Annotated in this window: 23 protein-coding genes; 18 read left to right on the forward strand and 5 right to left on the reverse strand. The window is 53.7% G+C overall.

The genetic code is table 11. The annotated features are described in order from the left end of the window. Positions 1-12: 12 nt before the first annotated feature. From IEV97_RS09795 to IEV97_RS09805, 3 genes are all read right to left on the reverse strand, one after another. Positions 13-834, reverse strand: coding sequence for a phosphatase PAP2 family protein (locus IEV97_RS09795; RefSeq protein WP_188501332.1), 822 nt, complete (start codon positions 832-834; stop codon positions 13-15). A 122-nt stretch (positions 835-956) separates the two neighbouring features. After that, positions 957-1,817, reverse strand: coding sequence for an aminotransferase class IV (locus IEV97_RS09800; protein WP_188501333.1), 861 nt, complete (start codon positions 1,815-1,817; stop codon positions 957-959). After that, a complete protein-coding gene (locus IEV97_RS09805) occupies positions 1,801-2,937 on the reverse strand; it encodes a DmpA family aminopeptidase (protein WP_188501334.1) in 1,137 nt (378 codons plus the stop codon). The genes IEV97_RS09800 and IEV97_RS09805 overlap by 17 nt, the downstream gene beginning before the upstream one ends. Before the next feature lie 157 nt (positions 2,938-3,094). Between IEV97_RS09805 and IEV97_RS09810 the strand changes: the two genes are divergently transcribed. The 3 genes from IEV97_RS09810 to IEV97_RS09820 all read left to right on the forward strand — a co-directional run bounded on the left by IEV97_RS09810 (position 3,095) and on the right by IEV97_RS09820 (position 6,093). Further along, positions 3,095-3,862: a S1/P1 nuclease gene (locus IEV97_RS09810; RefSeq protein ID WP_188501335.1), complete on the forward strand. Its 768-nt coding sequence runs from the start codon at positions 3,095-3,097 to the stop codon at positions 3,860-3,862. A gap of 226 nt (positions 3,863-4,088) precedes the next feature. Next, positions 4,089-4,280 (forward strand): cold-shock protein, encoded by a 192-nt coding sequence (locus IEV97_RS09815; RefSeq protein WP_007659836.1) that lies wholly within the window; start codon positions 4,089-4,091, stop codon positions 4,278-4,280. A gap of 154 nt (positions 4,281-4,434) precedes the next feature. After that, entirely contained in the window at positions 4,435-6,093 is a 1,659-nt protein-coding gene (locus IEV97_RS09820) for a M1 family metallopeptidase (RefSeq protein ID WP_188501336.1), read from the forward strand. A gap of 288 nt (positions 6,094-6,381) precedes the next feature. On the opposite strand, the gene IEV97_RS09825 is transcribed toward IEV97_RS09820, so the two are convergent. After that, on the reverse strand, positions 6,382-7,482 hold the full coding sequence (locus tag IEV97_RS09825) for a hypothetical protein (protein ID WP_229733886.1): 1,101 nt from the start codon (positions 7,480-7,482) through the stop codon (positions 6,382-6,384). 194 nt (positions 7,483-7,676) lie between these two features. On the opposite strand from IEV97_RS09825, the gene IEV97_RS09830 reads away from it, so the two are divergent. The 5 genes from IEV97_RS09830 to IEV97_RS09850 all read left to right on the forward strand — a co-directional run bounded on the left by IEV97_RS09830 (position 7,677) and on the right by IEV97_RS09850 (position 12,439). Then, positions 7,677-8,198, forward strand: coding sequence for a DUF2911 domain-containing protein (locus IEV97_RS09830; RefSeq protein WP_188501337.1), 522 nt, complete (start codon positions 7,677-7,679; stop codon positions 8,196-8,198). Between the two features lie 72 nt (positions 8,199-8,270). Further along, positions 8,271-9,125, forward strand: coding sequence for a DUF4488 domain-containing protein (locus tag IEV97_RS09835; RefSeq protein ID WP_188501338.1), 855 nt, complete (start codon positions 8,271-8,273; stop codon positions 9,123-9,125). A 77-nt stretch (positions 9,126-9,202) separates the two neighbouring features. Beyond that, positions 9,203-10,060, forward strand: a complete 858-nt coding sequence (locus tag IEV97_RS09840) for a restriction endonuclease (RefSeq protein WP_188501339.1) — start codon at positions 9,203-9,205, stop codon at positions 10,058-10,060. Next, entirely contained in the window at positions 10,053-11,564 is a 1,512-nt protein-coding gene (locus IEV97_RS09845) for a thymidine phosphorylase family protein (protein WP_188501340.1), read from the forward strand. The genes IEV97_RS09840 and IEV97_RS09845 overlap by 8 nt, the downstream gene beginning before the upstream one ends. Further along, the gene (locus IEV97_RS09850; RefSeq protein ID WP_188501341.1) at positions 11,561-12,439 is read left to right on the forward strand and encodes a ribose-phosphate pyrophosphokinase; all 879 of its coding nucleotides are present in this window, start codon (positions 11,561-11,563) and stop codon (positions 12,437-12,439) included. The genes IEV97_RS09845 and IEV97_RS09850 overlap by 4 nt, the downstream gene beginning before the upstream one ends. Here the strand turns inward: IEV97_RS09850 and ppsA are convergent. After that, positions 12,436-14,844, reverse strand: coding sequence for a phosphoenolpyruvate synthase (ppsA, locus tag IEV97_RS09855; protein WP_188501342.1), 2,409 nt, complete (start codon positions 14,842-14,844; stop codon positions 12,436-12,438). The genes IEV97_RS09850 and ppsA overlap by 4 nt on opposite strands. A gap of 311 nt (positions 14,845-15,155) precedes the next feature. Between ppsA and IEV97_RS09860 the strand changes: the two genes are divergently transcribed. From IEV97_RS09860 to nuoI, 10 genes are all read left to right on the forward strand, one after another. After that, positions 15,156-15,593 carry a CBS domain-containing protein gene (locus IEV97_RS09860; RefSeq protein ID WP_188501343.1) on the forward strand — a complete coding sequence of 146 codons (438 nt, stop codon included), beginning with the start codon at positions 15,156-15,158 and terminating at the stop codon, positions 15,591-15,593. A 30-nt stretch (positions 15,594-15,623) separates the two neighbouring features. After that, positions 15,624-16,058: an NADH-quinone oxidoreductase subunit A gene (locus IEV97_RS09865; RefSeq protein ID WP_188501344.1), complete on the forward strand. Its 435-nt coding sequence runs from the start codon at positions 15,624-15,626 to the stop codon at positions 16,056-16,058. Positions 16,059-16,147: 89 nt separating this feature from the next. Further along, a complete protein-coding gene (locus tag IEV97_RS09870; RefSeq protein WP_188501345.1) occupies positions 16,148-16,786 on the forward strand; it encodes an NADH-quinone oxidoreductase subunit B in 639 nt (212 codons plus the stop codon). A gap of 552 nt (positions 16,787-17,338) precedes the next feature. Next, entirely contained in the window at positions 17,339-19,087 is a 1,749-nt protein-coding gene (gene nuoC, locus IEV97_RS09875; protein ID WP_188501346.1) for an NADH-quinone oxidoreductase subunit C/D, read from the forward strand. A gap of 43 nt (positions 19,088-19,130) precedes the next feature. Continuing rightward, positions 19,131-19,658, forward strand: coding sequence for a hypothetical protein (locus tag IEV97_RS09880; protein WP_188501347.1), 528 nt, complete (start codon positions 19,131-19,133; stop codon positions 19,656-19,658). 285 nt (positions 19,659-19,943) lie between these two features. Beyond that, on the forward strand, positions 19,944-20,408 hold the full coding sequence (gene nuoE, locus IEV97_RS09885) for an NADH-quinone oxidoreductase subunit NuoE (RefSeq protein WP_188501348.1): 465 nt from the start codon (positions 19,944-19,946) through the stop codon (positions 20,406-20,408). A 19-nt stretch (positions 20,409-20,427) separates the two neighbouring features. Beyond that, positions 20,428-21,729, forward strand: a complete 1,302-nt coding sequence (nuoF, locus tag IEV97_RS09890) for an NADH-quinone oxidoreductase subunit NuoF (protein ID WP_188501349.1) — start codon at positions 20,428-20,430, stop codon at positions 21,727-21,729. After that, positions 21,711-24,446 (forward strand): NADH-quinone oxidoreductase subunit NuoG, encoded by a 2,736-nt coding sequence (gene nuoG, locus IEV97_RS09895; RefSeq protein ID WP_188501350.1) that lies wholly within the window; start codon positions 21,711-21,713, stop codon positions 24,444-24,446. Before nuoF ends, nuoG begins: the two co-directional genes overlap by 19 nt. Beyond that, positions 24,416-25,393 (forward strand): NADH-quinone oxidoreductase subunit NuoH, encoded by a 978-nt coding sequence (gene nuoH / locus IEV97_RS09900; protein ID WP_188501351.1) that lies wholly within the window; start codon positions 24,416-24,418, stop codon positions 25,391-25,393. The genes nuoG and nuoH overlap by 31 nt, the downstream gene beginning before the upstream one ends. Before the next feature lie 425 nt (positions 25,394-25,818). Beyond that, positions 25,819-26,334, forward strand: a complete 516-nt coding sequence (nuoI, locus tag IEV97_RS09905; protein ID WP_188501352.1) for an NADH-quinone oxidoreductase subunit NuoI — start codon at positions 25,819-25,821, stop codon at positions 26,332-26,334. The last annotated feature ends 3 nt before the right edge of the window (positions 26,335-26,337 follow it).

Below are 26,337 nucleotides of genomic sequence, written 5' to 3' on the forward strand. Positions count from 1 at the left end.
GGGCGATTTGCTTTAATGCAGCTGCCATACCAGGGCAATACCGCCGGCCCCGCCACCGTAATAAGGCATCATGACCAGTTTATTTTGTTGCCTGCTGTGAAAACTGCGGTCTATGATTTCCTGAAGTCTGGGGTAAACCAGGTATACAAGCTCTGCCGACAGGATCCCTATACCTGCTCCGGCCAGCACATCGGATAGCCAATGTTTATCGTTGAGAATGCGCAGTGTACCCGTGGCCGTGGCTGCGGAATAAGCCGCTATGCTATACCAGATGCTGCGCCCACCATACTCCTTGTGAAAGAAGGTAGCGTACGCGAAAGCCTTGCTGGTGTGTGCTGAGGGAAAGGCATCGTTGTTGGAGCCATCCGGGCGGTTAATGGCCGTGATGGACTTGAGGTTATTGGTAATGACCCTGTTGATAAAATGCGTCATGCCCAGCAGTAAGGCCTGTTCGGCATAATGGTGCTCCCCTTTTACGCCCGCCAGGTTAAGCCCAACTGTCAGCGCCAGAGGCGTGTGGTAAAGGTAATCATCCACGCGGGTGTTGTAATCGGCGTATCCGCGCTGCACGACCCGGCGCAGGCCGCGGCTCCCTTCGAAAAGCCCTTCATCATCCATGTGGGTCACCCCCAGCCCGATCAGCAAAACCGGCACCGCGGCTTTTCTGGCGAACACGCTGAGCTTTCTTCTGTCAGTCACCTGCGCGGTCGTGTCAGTCAATTGTTCAACAACAGCGGTATCCGGAATGTGGGGAAGTGTGTTTTGGGGCTGGTGAGCGAACACCGGGGGAAGCGCCAGCCAGCTCAGGAAAAAGCAGTAAACGTATTTCTTCATAGCAAAGGCCTTTTCTCTACTATATACCAGCCGATTCTGAAGAAAATCTGATTTTAACTAAAAAAAAGCCGCTGCCTATCAAATAGGCAGCGGCTTTTCAAAGGCATATGCGTTCTGAGCGATCAGTTGCCTCTCAAAGCGGCCACTTGCTCTTCTTCCAGGTCCACCAGATCTTGCAGTAACTGCAGGCTCACCTCCCCCGGCTTGCCTGAGCCGATCAGCACATCATCCACCCGCACGATGGGCAACACGCGTTTGGTCGTGCTGGTCAGGAAACACTCTTTAGCCTGCAGCACTTCCTCTAAGCGGATGTCGCGCACTTCGGTCTTATACCTGCGACCGGCCAGCGTCAGCACATTTTTGCGGGTGATTCCCTTTAAGATATTTTTGGCCGGCGTGACCACGGTATCGTCGTGCGTTACGAGGAAGAAGTTGCAGCGCGGAAACTCAGAAACAATCCCGTTTTTAGCATACAGCACCTCTTCCGCCCCAACGGCCTTTTGCTCCTGCAGCAGGCGTATACCCATGGAGTAGTTGATCGTTTTTACTTCCGGCACCTCCCGCACATAATCGTGCGTCATGATCGTTATACCTTTGGCCACTTTATCGGCGGAAGGCAGGGTGAGTGGAAGCTGCGTGATGAGCAGGTTGGGATTCAACGGTGTAAAGCCGTCCTCGGAGTAGCCGCCGGTCAGGATCATTTTTATACCTGCTTCCGGCAACTGGTTGCGGTCTATCAGATCGGCGATCACCTGCTTCAGCTCTACCCTGGACAAGGGCACCTCCAGGTGCATCAGCTGCGCCGACTGGTAAAAGCGGTCGAGGTAGTGGTCCAGAAAAAGCGGACAGCCCTGCTGCACTTTCACAAAGTCAAACACTCCGTAGCCGCGCTGCACGGACAGGTCACTGATGTGTAGTCGTGCCTCACTCAGTGGTACGATCTGGTCCAGGTTGTAGGCGAAAAGCTTATCGTTTGATGCCATTGTGTTTCTTAAATAGTTTGATAACTGGTTCGATTGGGAGTGCTTCTACCGTATTATTATTGTGGCCCTTCATGGTCTCCGCCCGGAAAAGCGAATTGATGATCGCTTCTTCTGTTGCCTCGACCGTAGCCATAAAGAGCGGTGACATCTCGTCATTCCGGAGGAGCGTGAACGTCTGTGTTTTTTCTTCTGAACTGTAAGGTATACGCAAGCCTTCGTTGGTAGAGAAAGCGATCACATAATCGCCGCTCCCATTGGAAGCGATCCCTCCTGTTTTGGCCAGCCCGAGCATGGCCCGCTTGGCGATGCGCTCCAGGTTGCGGGCGTCTACCGGCGCATCCGTGGCCACCACGATCATGCAGGAGCCGTCCGCACTTTCCAGCACCTGCTTGCTGTATGAAAACTTGCCCAGCTCCTCTCCCACCGGCACACCGTCGATTTGCAGCACACCTCCGAAATTGCTCTGTACCAGCACCCCCACGGTATAGCCGCCCAGACTAGCGGGCAGTTTGCGCGATGCCGTACCGATGCCGCCTTTATACCCAAAACAAACCGTGCCGGTACCTGCCCCCACATTGCCTTCGGCCACCGGTCCGCCTGCCGCCTGTCTGATCGCCTGCAGTACATGCTCTTCTTTCACATGCCTGCCCCGGATATCGTTCAGGTAGCCGTCGTTCGTTTCGCCCACCAGCGCATTCACCGACTGTACCGCCTCGTTACCGGACTGCTGCAAGGTATAGCCGACCACCGCATTCATGGCCGTGCCCACTCCGAGCGTGTTTGTCAAAGTGATGGGAGATTCCAGGTTGCCTAGTTCCTGTACCTGCGTGCTGCCGGCCAGTTTGCCAAAGCCGTTACCAACGTAGACCGCTGCTGGCACTTTATTCTGAAAGAGGTTGCCGTCATGCGGCAGAATGGCCGTCACCCCGGTTCGGATGTTATTTCCCTGCACAATGGTCGTATGCCCCACCCGCAGCCCCGCTACATCGGTAATGGCGTTGTGCGCACCGGGTTGCAGCACACCGATCCGGATGCCGTAGTCACGGGCGCGTTTGCGGTCCTGCCCACTTGCATTTACCAGCACTGCCATCATAAGGAATCCTGTCAGGAGTATTTTCATAGCGGACATCTAAGTCTAAATACGAGCTTTCACAACCGCCACAAACAACCCAAACGAAAGCCAGAAAAGCCATTCCTTAAAAGAAATAAGCTTTAGTCTACACAATTAAGCAAAAAAGCCTTTGTTTTGCAGCATTAAAAATCCAATAATTTTATCGATGAAAAAAATAGTTTGTATTCTGCTATTTATACCCCTTTTTGTATCACAGGCCATGGCCTGGGGGCAAAACGGACACCGCGCCGTGGGCCTGATAGCAGAGCAGCACCTGAAGAAAAAAGCGCAGAAGAAAATCAACAGGATCCTGGCAGACAATTCCCTGGCGGAGGTGTCGGTTTGGATGGATGATATCAAGTCGGACGCAGCCTACAACCACACGCATGACTGGCACTGGGTAACGGTGCCGGGCGGCAAGAAATACGAAGAGACCGAGAAAAACCCGAACGGTGACATCATCATGAAGATCGAGGAGTTGGTGACCGTACTGAAAGCCGGCAACCTGACGGCCAAGCAGGAAGAAGAGTATCTCAAGTACCTGGTGCACCTGGTAGGTGACCTGCACCAGCCGCTGCACGTGGGCAAAGAAGGCGACACCGGCGGGAACGCAGTAAAGGTGCAGTGGTTCGGGCAGCCCTCCAACCTGCATCGGGTATGGGACAGCGATATGATCGACGGCAAGAACCTGAGCTTTACCGAACTGGCCAGATTCGTTGGCACGCCTTCTAAAGAGCAGGTGAAAGCCTGGCAAGCTACGGGCGTGCGCGACTGGGCGTACGAGTCGGTACAACTAAGAGAGCAGGTATACAGCTTGCCGGAAGATGGCCGCCTGGGCTACCGGTATAGCTATGACAATTTCAGCACCGTGGAGCAACGCATCCTGCAAGCGGGCATTCGCCTGGCGGGTCTGCTGAACCAGATCTACGGCTAAACAGTACAACGTTTATACCTTAAAAAAATCCGGCAGCTACTCCATGTTGCCGGATTTTTTTATGCCTTTTTCTGAACGACTATGCAAGCGAGAAACCAAATTGAAAAAAATAATAGGCCTTGAGCGTGCGCAGAAGCATATTTTAAAATTTTTTGCAAAAAGTTGCAACATACTATGAACGTTTTACCGTTATGCAGTGTCTAACATGTATTAACAATAACATATCATGAGTAACGGAAAAGTAAAATTCTTTAATGAAACCAAAGGTTTCGGTTTTATCAAAGACAGTGAAACAAACGAAGAATACTTCGTACACGTAACAGGTTTGATCGACGAGATCAGAGAAAACGACGAAGTAACATTCGAAGTGAAAGAAGGCAAAAAAGGACTAAACGCGGTAAATGTGAAACTGGCTTAGTCTGGTTATATATAAAGCGTAAATCAAGCAAAGGGCTCCGCATCATGCGGGGCCCTTTGTCGTTTATACCTGTCCGCGCGACAATTGACGGACCATAGGCTGCTCTTTTTCGAAATTCTTCTTAATTTAAGCTTTCTGAATGAAAGCTATACCTATGAAAAACCTATCGGCCAGGCGCACACTTACCGGTGTTGTACTTCTGCTGGGACTCTGCAGCCTGGAGACGCAGGCGCAGCAGAAAGCTCCCACCTTTACCCGCCAGGACACCCTGCGGGGTACCATCACCCCCGAGCGGGCCTGGTGGGACCTCACCTACTACCACCTCGACATCCGTGTGAATCCGGCGGACAGCAGCATTCACGGCAAAAACACCATCCGCTATAAAGTGCAGGAGCCTTACCAGATCATGCAAATCGACCTGCAGCCTCCTATGCGTATGGAACGGGTGATGCAGAACGGAAAGCAGCTGAATGTGCGGCAGGAAGGCAACGCTTATTTTGTACAGTTGGTGGACGCGCAGCAAAAGGGCGCTCAAAACGAAGTGGAGGTATACTATGGCGGCAAGCCGCAGGTTAGCGAGAATCCGCCCTGGAGCGGGGGCATCACCTGGAAGCGCGATGAGCGCGGCAAACCCTTTATCGCCAGCTCCAACCAGGGAGACGGTGCCAGTCTGTGGTGGCCTTGCAAAGACCACATGTACGACGAGCCGGACAGCATGCTGATCAGTGTGGCCGTGCCCAAGGAACTGACCAATGTGTCGAATGGCAGGCTGCGCGGCATCGATAATAACCCCAATGGCACCCGTACCTTCCACTGGGCTGTCACCAACCCGATCAACAACTATGGCGTGAACATCAACATAGGCGACTATGTGCAGTTCGGCGAGAAATACCAGGGCGAGAAAGGGGTGTTGGACTGCGATTACTGGGTAATTCGTGATAATCTGGAGAAAGCAAAAGAGCAGTTCAAGGAGGTGCCGCGCACGCTGCAGGCCTTCGAGCACTGGTTCGGGCCCTACCCTTTTTATGAGGACAGCTACAAACTGGTGGAAGCGCCCTACCTGGGGATGGAACACCAGAGCTCAGTGACCTACGGCAATGGGTACCAGAACGGCTACCGCGGCCGCGACCTGAGCGGCACCGGGTGGGGACTAAAGTTCGATTTCATCATCATACACGAGTCAGCCCACGAGTGGTTTGCCAACAACATCACCTACAAAGACGTGGCCGACATGTGGGTACACGAAGGCTTTACCGCCTACTCGGAGTCGCTGTTCCTGGATTACCACTACGGCACGCAGGCAGGAAACGAGTACACCATCGGCAAACGAGCCAGCATCAAGAACGACCGTCCGCTGATAGGCCACTACAATGTGAACCACGCTGGCTCCGGCGACATGTACAACAAGGGAGCTAACATGCTGCACACCCTGCGCCAGATCGTGAACGACGATGAGAAATTCCGCGGCATCCTTCGGGGCTTGAACCGCGACTTTTACCACCAAACGGTGACTACGCAGCAGATTGAGAATTACCTGTCAAAGCACACGGGTCGTGACCTGAGCCGCTTCTTCGATCAGTACCTGCGCGACATCCGCATACCTGAATTGGAATACCGGGTGGAGAAGAAAAAACTCACGTACCGCTGGGCCAATGCCGTGGAAGGATTCGATATGCCGGTGAAGGTATACCTGAACGGCGTCGAAACCTGGCTGGAGCCGACAACCAACTGGAAAGAAATCAAGAAAATTAAAGCCGGCACCAAACTGACCATCGACCCGAACTTTTATGTGCAGGATGGGAAAGGAGCCTAGAAGTTTGAGAGTTTAGGAGTTTAGGAGGTTAGGAGGTTAGGAGGTGGAGAGTGAAGAATTGAAGAGTGAAGAATTGAAGAGTTTATCAAAACAATTATAAAGAAGGCCTGCCAGGTATACCTGGCAGGCCTTCTGAATTTAGTACGACGGCTTTCTAATCTAAAGTCAACGGCTGCATGTCTTGGTCTGACACGAGTAGGGAGCAAAGTCAAAGTATTTGAAAACATAAATACTGAGGCTACACAAACTCCTCAACTCTCTAACTCTCAAACTCCTTAACTCCTAAACTTACCTCACTCCCATTGCCTTGAGCTCTTTGTCGAGCCGCTGGTTCCAGCTGTCCTGTGCCGCTTTGTCGAGGCCGTGGCGGGTCTCGGAATCGTACTGGTCCTGCATCTGGTTCATCTCACGGAAAGATTCGATGAAGTGGTACTGGATATTGCTGTTGTAATCTGCCAGCGAGAGTTCTTCGGGTTTTATCTTCTGCTTAAAGCGCTCCGACACCAGTTTTACGATGTCAAAGTGCCTTTGCTCGTGGTTAAGGCCATAAGGATCTTTCGCATCTTCCTTTACCCAGGATGAGCTTTTGAGCACGTATACCTTCATGTCCAGATTCAGGTGAATGATGCCGTCGCGTACCTCCGTCTCGCCTTCGTAGGCAAAACTTGGAAACACAGTAGCTGAAAAGCGACTCGTTTTGTTGACATCCGCCTGAAAGTCATTCCAGTTGAGCGGCCGGTTCGGGTCGTAGAAAACCGTATCCTGGTCGGCAGAGGCAGCATAATCCGTAAAGCTCACTTTTATACCTTTGGCCAGCCTGGGATTGGTGTTGGCCTCGCGGTCCATCCAGGTATTGAGGTAACGTAAAGCTTCTACAATAGATTGGCGCATGGCGGGCTCTGTCACCTCGTTTCGTGTGGCTGACCGCTCGTAGCGTCCGCCGCCCTTGTACTGCAGCAGCGGCACCGCCTCCCCTTCCCGCTCCATTTCAAAGGACATGATCAAAGAAACATTCCCTGCTACACGACCAGCTGCCGCAGGTGTTTCCTTTACCTGCAATTCCTTCAGCCGGATGATAATGGGTCGTAGTGATTTGTCTGCAGGCAGGCTTTTTTGGATGAACGTGCGCAGCGCAACGGGTGCGCCGCCCTGCAGATCAACAGCCTGTACCTTGCCTTGGCCACCCACCGGCAGCAGGTAGACAACTGCTTTGCGGTCGCTGCGGTCATCTACAATATCGGCTATGTAAAACTCCCGGGGCGTAAACGGCAGCTTCTCGGCTCGCAGCACAAGAGGCTCTACGTTAGTGGCTATACCTGTCGCCTTTGCGTAAAAGAACACCAGCAACAGCAGCAACCCAGCCATGCCGGTATAAAGTTTTCTGGACATAAAATGCATGATCTGAAAAAAGGCTTTTTTTCTGAGGCTATACCTGTAACAGAAGCCAGGACCGCTTTCGTTCAGTCAGTTTGGTAGGGCTTTATCGTATAAAACCAGATGCAGTATTAAACTATTTTTTTGCAATCCAGTCTATTCTTTTGACTATCTTAGCCTAACCAATCAGGTATTCCTTTTATCGCTTTATGAAAACTTCATTTTATTTCCGTCATATACTACTAACTATCCTGGTGCTGGCTCCCTTGCTGACAATGGCGCAGAACGGCAACAGGAATAACCGCCCGAGCCCGCCGGCCACCGCCTCTGGCAAGATCGGCGATGCCCTAGTAACCATCGAATACAGCAGTCCGGCCGTCAAAAACCGCAGGATCTGGGGAGAACTGGTCCCTTACGGAAAAGTTTGGCGCGCCGGGGCCAACGAGGCCACTACGATCGAGTTCAGCCAGGATGTGCAGATCGAGGGAAGACACCTGGCCAAAGGCAAGTACAGCCTCTATACCATCCCCAACGAGAACAGCTGGACGGTGATTTTCAACAAAGCTACCGGCCAGTGGGGCACGGAGTACGACGAGCGGCAGGACGCGCTACGGGTAACGGTCAAGCCCCGCAGAGCTGCTAAAATGCACGAGCGACTGGCCTATGTGGTCGGTAAAAACGGCATCCTGATGCGATGGGAAAACCTGGAGTTGCCCGTTAAGATAAAGTAACCGCAATATCAAAGCCGCCTATACCTGGTATAGCGCGGCTTTTTTATGTCAAACCCATAACCGCAAGCATCCATGATAAAACTACTGAAGAACACCTCCGCTGCAGGACTCTCCTTTTTTCTCCTGATGAGCTGCGCCGGCACTGACGCAACTTCTACCAACAATGGAGACCAAACTGTATCATCTGGCAGTAGCGCTGTTGCAACAGGCACCGCCGCCAGCACCACTGCTGCTGCTACAGCTACAACTACAGAACATGCCATGCAGCAGGCTACGGAACTGGAAGGCGCCTGGCGCACAACCGACGGCCAAGGGAATGAAGTGGTGATGCTGGTACAAGACGGCTTCATGACGTTTGCCCGGTTCAACCAGCAAAACAAGCAGTTTCTGGGCACAACCGGTGGCACCTATACCTTATCCAACGGAAGGTTTGAATTCAAATACGAATTCAACACCATAGATTCGACCCAAGTAGGCACGAGCACTTCGGCGAACTACAGACTCAAAAAAGATCAGTGGATTTTGAGCAGGGACGGCTTGACAGACACCTGGAACCGCATCAACGAAAGCAACAGCAACTCGCCGCTGGCGGGCACCTGGCGCATTACGGGCCGCGAGCGCGACGGCCAGATGAACACTATGCGCCCCGGCCCGCGCAAGACATTGAAGGTGCTCTCCGGCACCCGCTTCCAGTGGATCGCCTTCAACTCTGAAACAGGTCAGTTCTCCGGCACAGGCGGAGGCACCTATACCGCCGAAAACGGCAAGTACACCGAAAACATCGAGTTCTTTTCGCGGGACAGCAGCCGGGTGGGGATGTCGCTTAGCTTTAACTTTGAGGTGAAAGACGGCAACTGGCACCACTCCGGCCAGAGCAGTACGGGTGCTCCGGTGAACGAGATCTGGTCGCGCATCTCGAAAGATTAATTTCAAAAAGGTATGGCAGGTATAAATTGGATATCTGCCTGGCTTTCCTGAAATTGATTCCTAAACAAGCACCCACCATGAAGGACACACTAGACCAGCTGGTCGTGACAAAAGCTTCAGGCGAGAAAGTACTTTTCTCTGTAGGCAAACTCCGGCTCTCGCTCCTCAAGTCCGGGGCTGATGAGGAGCAGGCTGACGAGGTCATCCGCCAACTGGTACCCGAACTCACGCCAGGCATCTCCACCAAAAAGATTTACCGCAAGGCCTTTGCCATCCTGAAGCGAATTTCCAGCACGGCCGCTGCCCGCTACAGTTTAAAGCAGGGCATCATGGAATTGGGTCCTTCCGGCTTTCCTTTTGAGAAGTTTGTGGCTGAAATCCTGCGCGCGCAGGGTTACCTGACAGAGATCGGTGTTTTCATAGACGGCCACTGTGTGCGCCACGAAATAGATGTGCTGGCGGTGAAGGATGGCAGGCGGGTGATGATCGAATGCAAATACCACAACCTGAAGCGCAACAAATCTGATGTAAAGATCCCGATGTACATCCACTCCCGCTTCAAAGACGTGGAGAAGGTATGGCCATCTGAGAATGAGTTTGAAATTCGCTTTCATGAGGTCTGGGTGATGACGAACACCCGCTTCACCGAAGACGCCATCCGCTTTGCGTCCTGCATGCAAATGAAGCTAATTGGCTGGGATTATCCGCATAAAGGGGGCCTCAAAGACATTGTGGACTCGTACCGACTATACCCGCTCACCACCTTAACCACGCTTACCAAAGCGGAAAAACAGCGGCTACTGGACCTGAAGATCGTGCTGTGCAGTGAGCTGCTGCACCACGAGGAACTCCTGCACCGGGCTGGTCTGAACGAGGAACGGGCCAAACGCGTGATGAAAGAAGTGGAGGACCTTTGCAACGGACGCTATGCCTGACAGCAACTCCAACATACTGCGCCTGCGCCGCCTGGGCATCGACACCCATACCGAAAACATCGTTTTCATGCGGGCCGACTGTCAGGTATGTCGGTCTGAGGGCTTCACTGCCAACACGCGGGTATCGGTGAACCATGGATCGCACCATATCATCGCAACGCTCAACGTCATCACCTCCGACATCATACAACCCGGGGAAGCCGTGCTTTCCGAGGAGGGATTCCGGCACCTGCATGCCCAGGAAGGCGACCTGATCACCGTCACCCATTTACGGCCTATCCTTTCGTTCAGCGAGGTACGGGCGAAGATGTTCGGGCGGAAGTTCAACGAAGAGGCCATCCAACGGATCATCGCAGACATCACGCAGGGCCTATACTCTAAAATAGAGATCGCTGCTTTTGTCACCGTTTGCTCCGGCGACAACCTGGGGTTGGATGAAGTGATCTACCTCACCCGCGCCATGATCGAATCCGGTTCACGCCTGCAGTGGAAAGAAAAAATGGTCGTTGACAAGCATTGCGTGGGCGGACTGCCGGGCAACCGCACCACTCCGATTGTGGTACCCATCCTTGCCGCCGCTGGCTTGACTATACCCAAAACCTCTTCCAGAGCCATCACCTCCCCTGCCGGCACAGCCGATGTCATCGAAACCATGACGCCGGTTGACCTGACGCTGGAGCAAATAAAGGAAGTCGTCAAGAAAGAGGGCGGCTGCATGGCCTGGGGCGGCGCTGTGAAGCTGAGTCCGGTGGATGACATTATCATCTCAGTGGAAAAAGCCCTCGACGTGGACAGTGCCGGGCAAATGATTGCCTCCGTCCTCTCCAAAAAAGCAGCAGCGGGTTCTACGCATACCGTCATCGACATTCCGGTAGGCCAGACAGCCAAGGTGCGGTCCAAGGAAGAGGCCTTCCTGCTGGAATACTACTTCCGGGCGGTAGGGCTGGCGATCGGGATGGAAGTGGAGGTGCTGATCACGGACGGAACCCAACCTGTGGGTAAAGGTATAGGACCAGCCCTGGAGGCATTGGATGTTTTGTCGGTGCTGCGCAACGAAGCGGCCGCCCCCACAGACCTGCGTGACCGGGCAGTACAACTGGCTGGTTTGACGCTCGAAGTGGCTGGACTGGCACCTAAGGGGGCAGGTTTTGAAAAGGCGATGGGGATTTTGCAAAGCGGCGCGGCACTTGAAAAATTCTACCGCATCTGCGCCGCGCAGGGAGGTTTCCAGGAACCTGTGGCCTCACCTTTACAGCATGAAGTAGTGGCCATGTCAAGCGGCGTGGTGCGCAGCATCGACAACCGGAAACTCGCCAAAGTCGCCAAGCTGGCGGGTGCCCCGAAATCACCGGGTGCAGGTATACGCTTTCAGGCTCCGCTTGGCAGGTATGTGAAAAAAGGGGAGCTGCTGTTCACGATCTATTCCGAGTCGCAGGGTGAGCTAAGCTACGCCCTTAATTACCTGCATAGCTCAGGCCATATTGTAGAACTGGTTAGCCCATGAAAACCCTCGTATTTGCCCTGCCCGGAAACGAAGCCCTTGCTGCAGCATTAGCAGTGCACTTACAGGCTGAGCGTGGAGAAGCCGTTATACGCCGTTTCCCAGATGGCGAGAGCTACGTGCGCATTCTGTCGGATGTGCAGGATCAGAAGGTCGTACTGGTCTGCACACTGCACCAGCCGGATCAAAAGCTGCTGCCACTTTACTTCATGGCCAACACCGCGAAAGAATTAGGCGCAGCCGAAGTTTGCCTGGTAGCCCCCTACCTGGCCTACATGCGGCAGGACAAACAGTTCCATCCCGGCGAAGGCGTGACTTCCCGCTATTTTGCCGACCTGCTTTCGGGCACCGTAGACAGGCTCTACACCATCGACCCGCACCTGCACCGCTTCCACCACATGAACGAGCTATACGCTATACCTGCACAGGCGCTGCATGCCGCACCTATTGTAGCTGCCTGGGTGAAGGCTCACATCGACAAGCCCATTCTGATCGGTCCGGATGAAGAGAGTTTGCAGTGGGTGAGTGAGGTGGCCGGACTGGCGGATGCGCCCTACCTGGTGCTGAACAAGACACGACTCGGCGACCGTGAAGTGCAGGTGACCCAACCCGAAATGGCCAGTTACCAGCAGCATACGCCCGTGTTGGTCGACGATATCATCTCCACGGCCAGAACCATGATCGAAACGGTGCAGCACCTGAAACAACTTACGCCACAGGCACCCGTTTGCATTGGCGTGCACGCTGTTTTCGCCGAGGGAGCCTATGAGGCCCTGCTTCAGGCAGGCGCTGCCCAGGTCATCACCTGCAACACGATTCCGCACATATCCAATGGCATTCAGGTCGACGCTTTATTAGCAGAGGCCATCCGGACTTAAGCCATCCCTTTTTTCTTCTCCGCCTCCAGCATGTTTTCCAGCCCTCTGAAAAAAGCATCCGGGTTAAAAGAAATGCTATCGATGCCATGCTCTACCAGGAAGGCAGCATAGGCGGGATAGTCACTCGGGGCCTGGCCGCAGAGACCGACTTTGGTACCCGTCTTCTTGGCTTTTTGCAGGGTCATCACAATAAGCTGCTGGACCGCCTGATCAAAGGGTGAAAAGATATCGCTGAGCAAACCCGAATCGCGGTCAGCCCCCAGGGTAAGTTGTGTGAGGTCGTTGGAGCCAATGGAAAAGCCGTCAAAATGCGCGGCAAACTCCTCGGCCAGTAAGGCATTGCTTGGGATCTCCACCATCACGTATACCTCCAGGCCGTTCTCCCCGCGCTTTAACCCATGGTCTGCCATCAGCCTGATCACTTTCTCACCTTCCTGCACGGTGCGGCAAAACGGGATCATCAGTTTCACATTCGTCAGGCCCATCTCTTCCCTTACTTTTTTCATGGCCCGGCATTCCAGCTCAAAGCCTTCCTGGTAAAGCTTATGGTAGTAGCGGGAGGCCCCGCGCAGTCCGATCATCGGATTGGCTTCGTCGGGCTCAAACTGCCGGCCACCCACCAGGTTGGCATACTCGTTCGACTTGAAATCACTCATCCGCACGATCACGTCTTTGGGGTAAAAGGCCGCTGCAATTACCGCTGTCGCCTCGGCCAGCTTGTCGACAAAATAGTCGGCCTTGTTTGGGTAATGGTGTGTGAGCTGCTCTATCTTTTCACGGGCCTCTCTATTCTCTACCTGGTCGAAATGTGTGAGCGCCATGGGGTGAATCTGGATGGAGTTGGTAATGATGAATTCCATCCGCATCAGCCCGACGCCATCATTGGGCAGAAAAGAATACTTAAAGGCTTGTTCCGGATCCCCGAGAATGAGCATCGCTTTGGTGTGGGGCTTACCGAGCTTGCTCATATCGGTCTTTTTCTCTTCCCATGCGAGTTTGCCTTCAAACACATAGCCCGTCTCCCCACCCGCTGTCGATACAGTTACCTCCTGCCCGTCTCGTATGGTTTTGGTGGCATCGTTGGTGCCCAGTACGGCCACGGCGCCCACTTCCCGCGCCACGATGGCGGCATGGCTGGTGCGGCCGCCCTGTTCGGTTATGATGGCGCTGGCTTTTTTCAGAATAGGGTCCCAGTCGGGATCGGTTTTGCGGGTTACGAGCACCTCGCCTGCCTGCAGTTTATCGCTCTCGGCGGGGGTGTGCAGCACGCGGGCTATACCTGACACAATGCGGTTACTCAAGCCTATACCTGAGCAGAGCACTTTGCCCTTTTCCTGCAAGGTATATTCTGTAAAAAACGCCGCGTTCTTGTGCTGGCTCTGTACTGTCTCAGGTCTGGCCTGCACTATGAAGAGGTCGCCCGAGAGGCCGTCTTTGGCCCACTCAATGTCCATGGGCTGCTGGTAGTGCTCTTCGATGCGCAGGCCCCATTTAGCTAGCTGCACCACTTCTTCGTCTGCCAGCACATATTGCTCCTGTTGTTCCGCGGGCGTGTCTAGATTGATGATGGCATCAGCCGGGCTTTGCAATTCACCCTCGGCTTTGTCAGCGTATACCATGGTTTTGGCTTTGCTGCCAAGTTTACGCGAAATGATGGATTGCCTTGCCTTGTCAAGCATCGGTTTGAAGACGATGAATTCATCCGTATTCACAGCCCCCTGCACCACATTCTCCCCCAGGCCCCAGGAGCCAGAAACCACTACCACCTTCTCAAACCCGGTATCCGGATCGAGCGTGAACATCACACCCGAGCAGGCTTTGTCTGAGCGCACCATGGTCTGTATACCTACCGAGAGCGCCACCTGCATGTGCTCAAACGCATTGTCCACCCGATACTTGATGGCCCGGTCCGTGAACAAAGAGGCATAACTGTGGTGACAGGCGCTGAAAAGATTCTGGAGGCCGCTTACGTTGAGGTAAGTTTCCAGCTGGCCGGCAAAGCTAGCGGTGGGCAGGTCTTCGGCGGTGGCACTGCTGCGCACGGCCAGCGAAATATGTTCGCCATACGCTGATTTCAAATAGGTATAGCCTTTCTCGATTTCTGCCTGAATCTCCTCCGGCAAGAGGGTACTCAGAATCAGTTCTCTTGCCTGCTTGCCCACTTCGGATAGGTTATGGAAATCGCTGGTGTCCAGTCTGTCGAGCGCCTCTGTTAACTGTGCTTTCAGATGTTGCTGCTCCAGAAGATGCCAATAGGCAGCCGAGGTGGTTGCGTAGCCATCGGGCACGCGTATACCTTCCGGGTTGAGCTGATTGTACATCTCTCCGAGAGAGGCGTTCTTTCCGCCCACTTTGCTGATGTCTTTGTAGCTGATGTCTTTGAAGAGCATGATGAACGGTTCCATGGCTGTGTGCGAATGAAGGTGAAACTTGGTAAAGTGAAATCAGAAATTCATCTACACTTCATAACGCAAGGCTATCTACTTGGTTTTGAATTACATACAAACCAATCTTATATAAATACCAGTCTGTTCATAATAGGCTATACCTCTTTTTGAGTCGTAACATCAGTTCAAGGAAGGAGAAGGTGACACCCCTAAATTCAGGGTTTATAATATTTTTAAGTACTATTTAAACAATTCTTTGTCCGGTTTTGAAACACTCTCGTATAACACCCTATCACTCAAGCATATATTACAAGCATACAGGAGGTTTTATGGGAACTGTCAGGCACTTACTCCAGAAAAAGGGAAATAGGGTTATCTCCATTTCCCCAGATAGCACTGTTTACAGCGCACTCGAAAAGATGGTGGCTCAAAACGTGGGCGCACTCATTGTGATGGATCATGACAAATTTGCCGGGATGTTCACTGAGCGTGACTATGCCCGTAAGGTGATTCTGAAAGGCAAGGCATCGCGCGACACCCTGGTGCGTGAAATCATGAGTGAGCACCCCGTTGTGGTGACACCCGACACGACCATCGACCAGTGCATGGCCCTGATGACTGAAAAGTATATCCGCCATCTGCCCGTCATGGACAAGCAACAACTCGTAGGGCTGGTGTCGATTGGTGACATCGTGAAGTGCATGATCGATGAGCAAAAGTGTATTATCGAAGACCTCGAGCATTATATAACCGGGCACCACGAGTAGTAGCCCGGATAGTATTGATTAGGAGAAACCATGCAGGAAACAGCTGAAACAACAACTTTACTGTGGCCATTGGCGGTCTATGGTGCCATCGTGCTCAGCCTGGTACTACTGATATTGGGCCTTTCTTATGTGCTCGGCCAGCGCGGTCACGGCCGCGCCATGGGTGAGACGTACGAAGGCGGCATCGTGAGCGCAGGCGGTGCCCGCATCCGTTTCTCCTCCCAGTTCTACATGGTCGCCATGATGTTCGTGATTTTCGACGTGGAGACCATCTTTATTTTCGCCTGGGCCATTGCCTTCCCCGAATTGGGTTGGTATGGCTATTTCGGCGTGCTCGTTTTTATTGCCATGCTGGTGGTGGTGCTGGTCTACGAGTGGCGAAACGGCGCGCTGGACTTCGGTCCGGACGGAAAGAAAATATTGGCCGCCTACAAGCGCATGCTGCAGAAGCCAAGCTTAAACTGAGCTTTTGACAAAGGACAAAGAAACTCTGATAAGGCCTGTACCTAATCGCATTAAGCTTTTGGGAAAAATGTAACGAAACACCCTACGATATGAAATGGTGGTTAAGCAAACCCGATGAGCCAGCCAAAGCCGTGACAGGCACCAGCTCTTACGAGGAGACCGTGCAGCAGAGCATCATGCTCACCACGCTGCAGGACCTGATCGGCTGGGGCCGGAAGAACTCCATGTGGCCCTTCCACTTCGGGCTGAGCTGTTGCTTTGTGGAGATGGCGACCAGCATGACGCCCAAGTATGACGTGGCCCGCTTTGGGGCGGAAGTTATCCGGGGCACCCCAAGAGAAGCCGATGTGATGATCATCGCCGGAACCGTCTTCATCAAAATGGCCCCCATCATCAAGCGCCTGCATGAGCAGATGATGGAGCCGAAATGGGTGATCTCGATGGGCTCCTGCGCCAACTCTGGCGGCATGTACGACATCTACAGCGTGGTACAGGGCGTCGACAAATTCCTTCCCGTGGATGTTTACGTTCCCGGCTGTCCTCCCCGTCCAGACGCCTTCATGGAAGGACTGATGCTACTGGCCGACCGGGTAGGTAAAGAGCGCCGCCCCCTCAGTTGGACCATCGGCGATCAGGGGGTGATCCGACCGGAAAAAATAGAAGTAAAAGCGGGCAAGAAAGAACGTTGGAGCCAGATGAATGAGTTTAGGTCGCCGGATGAAATATAGAAGTTTAGGAGTTTGAGAGTTTAAGAGTTGAGAAGACAAAAACCTGTAGGGACAGGTCGTGGCCTGTCCGAATCGTGCACAGGGTATAGTCTGTCTGAATCTTTGTATAGGGCCCCTACCCTAAGGATTTACAAGATTTAAGGATCAACAGGATTCTAGTGAACGCTTGACACACCCCTGCCCCTCTCAAGAGGGGATTTTGGGCTGCCAATGCTTTGAGGTATAAGTATTGTGGCAATAGCTATCGTCCACCGGCACGCATAGCTAGCATTCTTGCACTTGAAAAATGCAACAGAAAGCGGTGCCCGGTGCACAATTGACGATTTTTTGTTTGAGCGGTCAGCGAGTTCAAAATCGTCTTGATTTTTTGCTTACTTTTTTCATCAAGGAAAAAAGTGAGTGCCCGCCGCACAGGCGAAGCAATGAAACGAGGTAAGTAGCAATAAGCGACTGCAGTTGCAACGCTAGCAAGAGATAGTTATAAACTTAGCATTAAAAAGAAAGAGAGTACATGACTTAACATATTACATCAACTTCTTACAGCCTCCTCCCATGAACAACAACAGCGGCATACTGGAGCAACTCCGGTCGCGGTACGGCGAAGATACGTTCAAGACGCAGCCCACCAAGGATGACATCCTCACCCTCTGGCTTCCTGTGGACCATGTGCCGGAAGTGCTCAAATTCCTGAAGCACGACCTACCCCAACCCTTCCTCCTCCTCTTCGACCTGACGGCCATTGACGAACGCACCCGCAAACCCGAGAACGGCCATATACCTTATAGCTTCACGCTCATTTACCACCTCTTCTCTTTTGAGCGCAACACCTTTATCAGACTAAAAGCAGGCCTTCGCGAAGACTTCCCGAAAGCCCCTAGCATCAGCGGACTCTGGCAAAATGCCAATTGGTACGAGCGCGAAGTATACGATATGTTCGGCATCCGCTTCGAAGGACATCCGCACCTCTCCCGCATTCTGATGCCGCGCACGTGGGTCGGCCATCCGCTCCGCAAAGAGCATCCGGCCCGTGCCACCGAGATGGGGCCTTTCCAGCTTTATGACGACAAGATAGACCTCGAGCAATCGGCCCTGCAGTTCAAGCCCGAAGAATGGGGACTGGCTAAGCAGAGCGATGATACGGACTTCATGTTCCTCAACATCGGTCCGCAACACCCCGGCACGCATGGTGTATTGCGCATCGTCCTGCAGCTCGACGGCGAAGATATTGTGGACGCTATACCTGACATTGGCTTCCACCACCGTGGCGCTGAGAAAATGGGTGAGCGCCAATCCTGGCATACCTACATCCCCTATACCGACCGGGTAGATTACCTTGGCGGCGTGATGAACAACCTCGCCTACCTGCAGGCCGTGGAGAAACTGGCTGGCATTGAAGTGCCGGAACGGGTGAAGTATATCCGGGTGATGTTGTGCGAGCTTTTCCGCATTGCCAGTCACCTGGTATGGTATGGCACCTTTGCGCAGGACGTAGGCCAGCTCTCGCCAGTGTTTTACATGTTCACCGACCGAGAAAAGATTTTCGACATCATCGAAGGCATCTGTGGGGGTCGCATGCACCCGAACTGGTTCCGCATCGGCGGTGTGGCGCAAGACCTGCCCAAAGGTTGGGAACAACTAGTGCAGCGCTTCCTCGATTACTTCCCGAAGCGCATCAAGGAATACGATAACATGGTGATGAAGAACAGTCTCTTCAAAGCCCGCACGGTTGGCATCGGCATCTTCACCAAAGACGAAGCCATCGAATGGGGCGTGACCGGGCCAAACCTGCGAGCCTGCGGCTTCGAGTGGGACTTCCGTAAAATGCGCCCCTACTCCGGGTATGAAATGTTCGACTTCGAAGTACCCACTGCCACAAACGGTGATTGCTACGACAGGGCTGTGGTGCGGGTAGCAGAAATGCGCCAAAGCCTGCGCATCATCGAGCAGTGCGTGAAGAACATGCCGGCCGGTCCTTACAAATCCGACCATCCCATCACTACTCCGCCTGTTAAGCAAAACACCATGCACGATATCGAGACGCTCATTACGCACTTTTTGGGTGTGACCTGGGGACCTGTGATACCGCCGGGAGAGGCCATGAGCTGCATCGAAGCCACCAAAGGAGCCAACGGCTACTACTTGACCAGTGATGGTAACACGTCCCCTTACCGGGTACGCATCCGCACTCCCTCGTTCCCGCACATGCAAATGCTCCCCTACATCACACGTGGCTATACCGTAGCGGATTTGCTGTCGATACTGGGCGCCATGGATTATGTACTGGCGGATATTGATAGGTGAAAGTTTAGGAGTAATAGAGTTGAGGATTTCAAAAGTGTAAAACTTGAAAATAGGGCTTTGCATAGTGATTTGTTTGGCGACCATTGGGCTACAGGCGCAGGAGCTTGATGAAAATCAGGTAAAGCGGCTATACCTGTCCGTGACGGGTGGTGTGGGCTTGATGGGGCCACAAAGCGATATCGAAAACCAGATGCGGGCTTCCGGATTAGGTGATACGCAAACCGGTGGTTGGTTTAGTAGTGGCAGTACGGAGCATCCAAAAAGCAGCAAAATTCCTACACTCAGTTTAGCTGCCAACTACTGGCTGCAAGGGCGTCAAGGCATTGCTCTAGAAACAGGTTTGGTTGACTACATCGAAGTAAATGGATACGATGACATAGGCATAGGAAATTACATGTTTCTACGAAGCGCTATTTGGTCAGCTTCGCTGAACTATATGCTGGGTTCACAAAACCGAAAACGCTATCTCAGTATAGGACCGGCACTTCTGCTGCATCATATAAAAGATGATGCAAGTTATAGCCGAACTGCAGCGCAGACGAATTGGCTGGTAGGGTTTAACGCCAGTTAAACGGCCCATCTTATAGATAGACCAGAGTGGTTTTTAGCTATCAAAGCTAGTACCCGGCTCTCCCCAGAATCAGAGATTGGTCCCTTTATAGCAGAACATGAAACGGGTATAGCATTACCTGAGCCTGAAAACCAACGCTCTGAATTCAGGCAAACGAAAGTCCGGACGAGCGGCTTCAACATCGGCCTGACCTTTGGCCTGAAGCTAAAGGGGAAGACGGGATGACGCCATACCTGAACAGGAAAACAACCATTTAACCATGTAGTAATTTAACCATATATCCACATGCTGACCACCGAAGAAAAACACAAAATCGACCACGAAATCAGCTTGGTGCCATCACCGAAAAATGCGTGCATCGAAGCGCTGAAAATCGTGCAGCACAGCCATGGTTGGGTGTCGGACGAAAGCCTGAAAGATGTGGCGGATTATGTGGGCATGTCGCCGGCGGAGCTGGACAGTGTGGCTACTTTCTACAACCTGATTTTCCGCAGACCGGTGGGGCGGCATGTGATTTTGGTGTGCGACAGCATCAGTTGCTGGGTGATGGGCTACGAAGGTATACGCGACCGCCTTTACGAGAAACTCAACATCCAATACGGCCAGACCACTGAAGACGGCCGCTTTACTTTGCTACCCAATTGCTGCCTCGGCACCTGCGACCGAGCCCCGGCCCTTATGATTGACAACGATCTGTACCGTGACCTAACGGTGGAACAACTGGACGAGATTCTGGAAAAGTATACCTAAAACCCAAGCGGGCATACCCATGGAGAAGCCCCTGACCCAACACATTGTCCCCGGACGCGCACCGCTCTCGCTCAAAGAGTACGAGAAAGTGGGCGGCTACCAGTCTGTGCGCAAAATCCTGAAAGAGATGGCCCCTGCCGACGTGCAGAATCTGGTCAAGGCCTCCGACCTGCGCGGGCGCGGTGGTGCGGGCTTTAACACCGGCCTGAAATGGAGTTTCGTGCCGATGGGACCTGAAGTGGCCAAGCCCAAATACCTCGTGGCTAATGCCGACGAGATGGAGCCCGGCACCTTTAAGGACCGCGTGTTGCTGGAAGGCAATCCGCACCAGTTGATAGAAGGGATGATTGTGGCGGCCTATGCCATCGACGCCAGCATTTCCTACATCTTCATGCGCTGGGCCTACAAGGTGGCGGCACGAGAAATCATCAAGGCACTCGACGAAGCCTATGAAGCGGGTTACTTGGGTGAAAATATTCTGGGTTCAGGCTTCAATTTGGACATGCACCTGCACACCGGCGTGGGCCGGTATATGTGCGGCGAAGAAACGGCTTTGCTTAATGCGCTCGAAGGCAAGCGGGCGAACCCACGCGCCAAGCCGCCTTTCCCTCAGGTGAGTGGCTTGTTTGGCAAGCCTACGATCGTGAACAACGTGGAGACGCTCTGCTGTCTGCCCCACATCATCAATAACGGAGCGGAGTGGTTCAAAGGCCTGAGCAAAACTGGAGACGCCGGCACCAAACTATACGGCATCAGCGGCCGCGTGAAAACACCTGGTTGCTGGGAACTGCCCATGGGCACCACCATCCGCGAACTGATTGAAGAACACGGCGGCGGCATGCAGGATGGTTACCTGTTCAAAGGCCTTCTGCCGGGTGGCGCTTCCACGGATTTTCTGGTGGAAGAGCATCTGGATTTGCCGATGGATTATACCGCCATACAGGCTGCCGGCAGTCGCATGGGTACGGGCACCATGATTATCCTCGATGACCAGACCTGCCCGGTTGGTTTTGTGCACAACCTGCAGCATTTCTTTGCGCAGGAGTCCTGCGGCTTCTGTACGCCTTGCCGCGAAGGACTGCCATGGGTAGAGAAAATCCTGTTGGCTATCGACCGGGGCGAAGGCAAGCCTGAACACCTCCTCACACTCGACTTTCATACCAAATACCTCGGCCCCGGCAACACGTTTTGTGCCCTTGCCCCCGGCGCCATGGAACCCCTGCAGAGCGCTCTGAAATACTTCAGAGAAGATTTTGAACGACACATTCACGAACAACACTGTCCCTGGAGCAAAGCGAAAGTATGGCAACCATCTATATAGACGACAAACCCTACGAAGTACCTACAGGCAAAAACCTGTTGGAAGCCTGCCTCACCCTCGGCAAGGACCTTCCCTACTTTTGCTGGCACCCGGCCATGGGCTCCATCGGTGCCTGCAGGCAGTGCGCCGTGAAGGTATACAAGGACGAAAATGACACCAAGGGCAAGCTCTTTATGTCGTGTATGGAACAGGTGCGCGACGGCATGCGCATTTCCATTGCCGACATGGAAGCGAAGGAATTCCGTGCACACATCATCGGCTGGCTGATGACTAACCACCCGCACGACTGCGCCGTTTGCGACGAAGGAGGCTCCTGTCACCTGCAGGACATGACCGTGATGACAGGCCACAACTACCGCGCCTATCGTTTCGACAAGCGCACCTATGTCAACCAGTACCTCGGCCCGTTCATCAACCACGAAATGAACCGCTGCATACAGTGCTACCGCTGTGTGCGCTACTATAAAGACTATGCAGGCGGCAAGGACCTCGATGTGTTCGCCGCCCACAACCACCTGTATTTTGGTCGCCACGAAGACGGCGTATTGGAGAGCGAGTTTAGCGGCAATCTGGTGGAAGTCTGCCCGACCGGCGTGTTCACCGACAAGACCCTGAAACAACACTATACCCGCAAATGGGACCTGACGATGGCGCCATCGGTGTGCCACCACTGCAGCCTTGGTTGCAACATTTCGGCAGGCGAACGCTACGGCACCTTACGCAACATCACCAACCGATATAACGGCGAAGTGAACGGCTACTTCCTTTGCGACCGCGGCCGCTTCGGCTACGAGCATGTGAACCATGTCGGCCGCATCCGCAAACCGCTGGTGCGGGCGAAACTCCCCGAAGCCACTGATAAATTGACTGCCCTGCAGGCAGCCGCAGCGGCATTCCGGACCGGCAGTGTGATTGGGATTGGCTCTCCACGGGCTTCGCTGGAATCGAATTTTATGTTGAAGACACTAGTGGGCGACGACAACTTCCATCACGGTGTTTCTGACACCGAGCATGACTTGGTATGTTTGGCACTGAAGATTCTGAAAGAAGGTGCCGCCCGAACCCCATCGCTGCGGGAAGTGGAGCAAGCCGACGCCGTGTTCATTTTGGGTGAAGATTTAACCAACACCGCTCCCATGCTGGCGCTGGCTGTGCGGCAATCGGTGCGCAAACAGCCTTCGCTGGAGCACATTTCCAAAGCCAACATACCGGTGTGGCAGGATGCCGCCGTACGCGAACTCATGCAGGACGAAATGGGCCCGCTCTTCATCGCCACCATCCACAACACTAAACTCGACGAAATCGCCACCCATACCTACAACGATTCCCCGGACGCTATTGCGCGACTGGGTTTCGCGGTGGCCAATTTTATCCATGCTGATTTCCCGGAAGTGACTGGGCTGAACGAAAACGAAATCCAGTTGGCACGACAGATTGCCGATGCCCTGATGGCGGCGAAAAAACCGTTGGTGATTTCCGGCACGCACTGCGGCAGCGAACGGGTACTCATGGCCACGGCCAACATTACCAATGCGCTGGTAGCGAAAGAAAAAGAAGCGGGCATTGTGCTCACCTTGCCTGAGTGTAACAGCATGGGCTTCGCCATGCTGGGCGGTCACAGACTGGAGTCGGCATTCGAGGCGATACTTAACGACTATGCCGATACAGTCATCATCCTGGAAAACGACCTTTACCGACGGGCCAACGCAGGTATGGTGACCAATTTCCTGAAGACATGCAAGAACGTGATCGTGCTGGACCACCTGCACAATGCCACTACCGAAGAAGCCAGCATCTTACTGGCATCGGGCACCTTCGCCGAGTCAGACGGAACGCTGATCAACAACGAAGGCCGGGCACAGCGCTTCTTTCAGGTATACCCGACGGGTGATGACCTGCAGGAAAGCTGGCGCTGGCTGGGCGAGTTGGGCACCATTCTCGCACACGACCGCATCAGTCACTGGCACGGCTTCGACGACGTGCTGCAGGCCATGGTGAAAGAAATGCCGGAGTTTAAAGGGGTTGACGCTGTGGCGCCGGGCACCGACTTCCGCATTGCCGGTCAGAAAATACCGCGGGCACCGCACCGTTTCAGCGGCCGCACCGCCATGCTAGCCAACATCAACGTGAACGAACCCAAACCGCCGGTGGACCCCGACGCGCCGCTTTCCTATACCATGGAAGGCTACCGCGGACAACCGCCTTCGTCCATCATTCCATTCTTCTGGGCACCGGGCTGGAACTCCGTACAAGCTACCAACAAGTACCAGCAGGAAGTAGGCGGACACCTCAAAGGCGGAGACCCGGGTTTGCGCTTAATCAAACCGGACACCAGCCATACCACACCCTATACCCAGACGGTTCCGCAAAAATTCCAGCCGCTGGAAGGCCATCTGTACATGCTGCCGCTCCACCACATTTTCGGTTCCGAAGAACTCAGCATGTACTCCCCGCCGATTGTGGAGCGGGCGCCGGAGCCTTATGTCTTGCTCAACGAAGCAGACGCCATCCAGATGAAACTACAGGTGGGCCAAAGTTTGAGCTTCACCATCGAAGGGCAGGTATACCAACTGCCTGTGAAAATAAGTACGCTTATACGCAGCGGCACGGCGGGCATGCCTGCCGGATTGCCGGGTATACCTTATGCCGAATTGCCTGCCTGGGCCACACTTAACCGAGAACTCAAATGGAAACAGCAACCCCAAACTACTTACTGATTATCGGCGGCGTGCTCTTCGTCATGCTGAACGTGGCGGCCCTGCTCATCTGGGTCGAGCGACGCGGGCTGGCTCTGTTGCAGGACCGCTATGGACCCAACCGAGCAGGGCCCTTCGGCTTGCTGATTGTGGCCGCCGACTCCATCAAGTTGTTCTTCAAACAGGACTGGATTCCGCCTTTCGCCGACAAACCCGTGTTCATACTAGCCCCGGCCATCGTGGTCGTCACAGTGCTGATGTCCTTCGTCGTGATTCCCTTCGCGCCGGGCATTGTCGTGGCAGACCTGAATGTCGGTTTGCTCTTCTTTCTGGCGATGTCTTCGATGGGAGCTTACAGCATTATTCTGGGTGGCTGGGCCTCCAACAACAAGTACAGTTTGCTGGGTGCCATGCGTGGCGCGGCGCAGATGATATCCTACGAAGTGTTCATGGGCCTGTCGCTGATGGGCGTGGTGCTGATGGCGGGCTCGTTCAATCTCAGCACCATTGTGGAAGCGCAACGCGGCATGTGGTTCGTGGTGCCACAGATCATAGGCTTCGTCATCTTTTTCATCGCAGGTATAGCCGAAACCCACCGCCTGCCCTTCGACATTCCGGAGGCGGAAAGTGAGTTGATCGCCGGTTTTCACTCCGAGTACTCCGGCATGAAATTCGGCATGTTCTTCATCGGCGAATATATGGGCATTACCCTGATTTCGTGTATGATGGTGGTCCTGTTTTTCGGCGGCTGGCTCGGACCGGATTTCCTGCCGCCTATCGTGTGGTTTATCCTAAAGACAGCTTTCTTCCTTGGCATTTTCATCCTTTTGCGCGCCTCCATGCCGCGCCCTAGGTATGACCAACTGATGGAGTACGGCTGGAAGTATTTGCTGCCTCTGACGCTGCTGAATCTGGTGGTGACGGCGGGGGTGTTGCTGTGGTTGAATGATGGGTTTGAGGGAGTTTAGGAGTTGGGGAGTTTAGGAGTTAAAAAGTTGAAAAATGGATAACACGAGACTATCCCCTTGAGGGGACCATAAGGGTATAAAGCCAGTTGGGAAGTCTTTCACTAAGAGCTTACATCTCACGCCCTCGCTCACCTCTGGCGAGTGTGAGCTATCCAGTGGCGTCCCGCCACTTGTGCCGACAAGTACAAACTGAAGCGGCCAGAGCCCGTCCAATAGCACACATTCGCGGGACGCGAGCGAGAGCAAATACTAGAGAAAAAGTCCCTCTTGGGGGTTAGGGACCCTCGACAATGAAGGGGGCGGGGGATGATAATCGTGCATGATGATCACCCTTTTAATCCCCTCAAGGGGATAGTTGTGGAGATTACATCGACTAAACCTTCAAGGTGAAAGTTGAAATAAAACGATAAACGAAAGGAGGACTTATGTTTAGTTTATTGCGCAGTATGTGGCTCACGTTTCTGCATGCGTTTCACAAGCGGGAAACCATCCAGTATCCGGAGCAAAAGGCCATTCTCCCGACCCGCTGGCGGGGCCGCATTGTGCTGTCGCGCGACCCGGACGGGGGCGAACGCTGCGTGGCCTGCAATCTCTGCGCCGCCGCCTGCCCCGTGGACTGCATTGCCTTGCAGGCCACCGAAGACCCGACCGGGCGCCGCTATCCTGAGTTTTTCCGCATTAACTTTTCGCGCTGCATTTTCTGCGGCTTCTGTGAAGACGCCTGCCCGACTTACGCCATCCAGCTCGTCCCTGATTTTGAGATGGGCGAGTACAACCGCCAGAACCTCGTCTACGAGAAAGAAGACCTTCTTATCAACGGACAAGGCAAGTACCATGGCTATAACTACTACAAGGTAGCGGGCCTAGCTATCGGCGGAAAAGGCAAGGGCGAAGCCGAGAACGAATCCCCTCCTGTTGACATCAAAAGTTTACTCCCATAGCCT

This window comes from Pontibacter amylolyticus (genome assembly GCF_014638845.1).
GTDB classification, from domain to species: Bacteria; Bacteroidota; Bacteroidia; order Cytophagales; family Hymenobacteraceae; genus Pontibacter; species Pontibacter amylolyticus.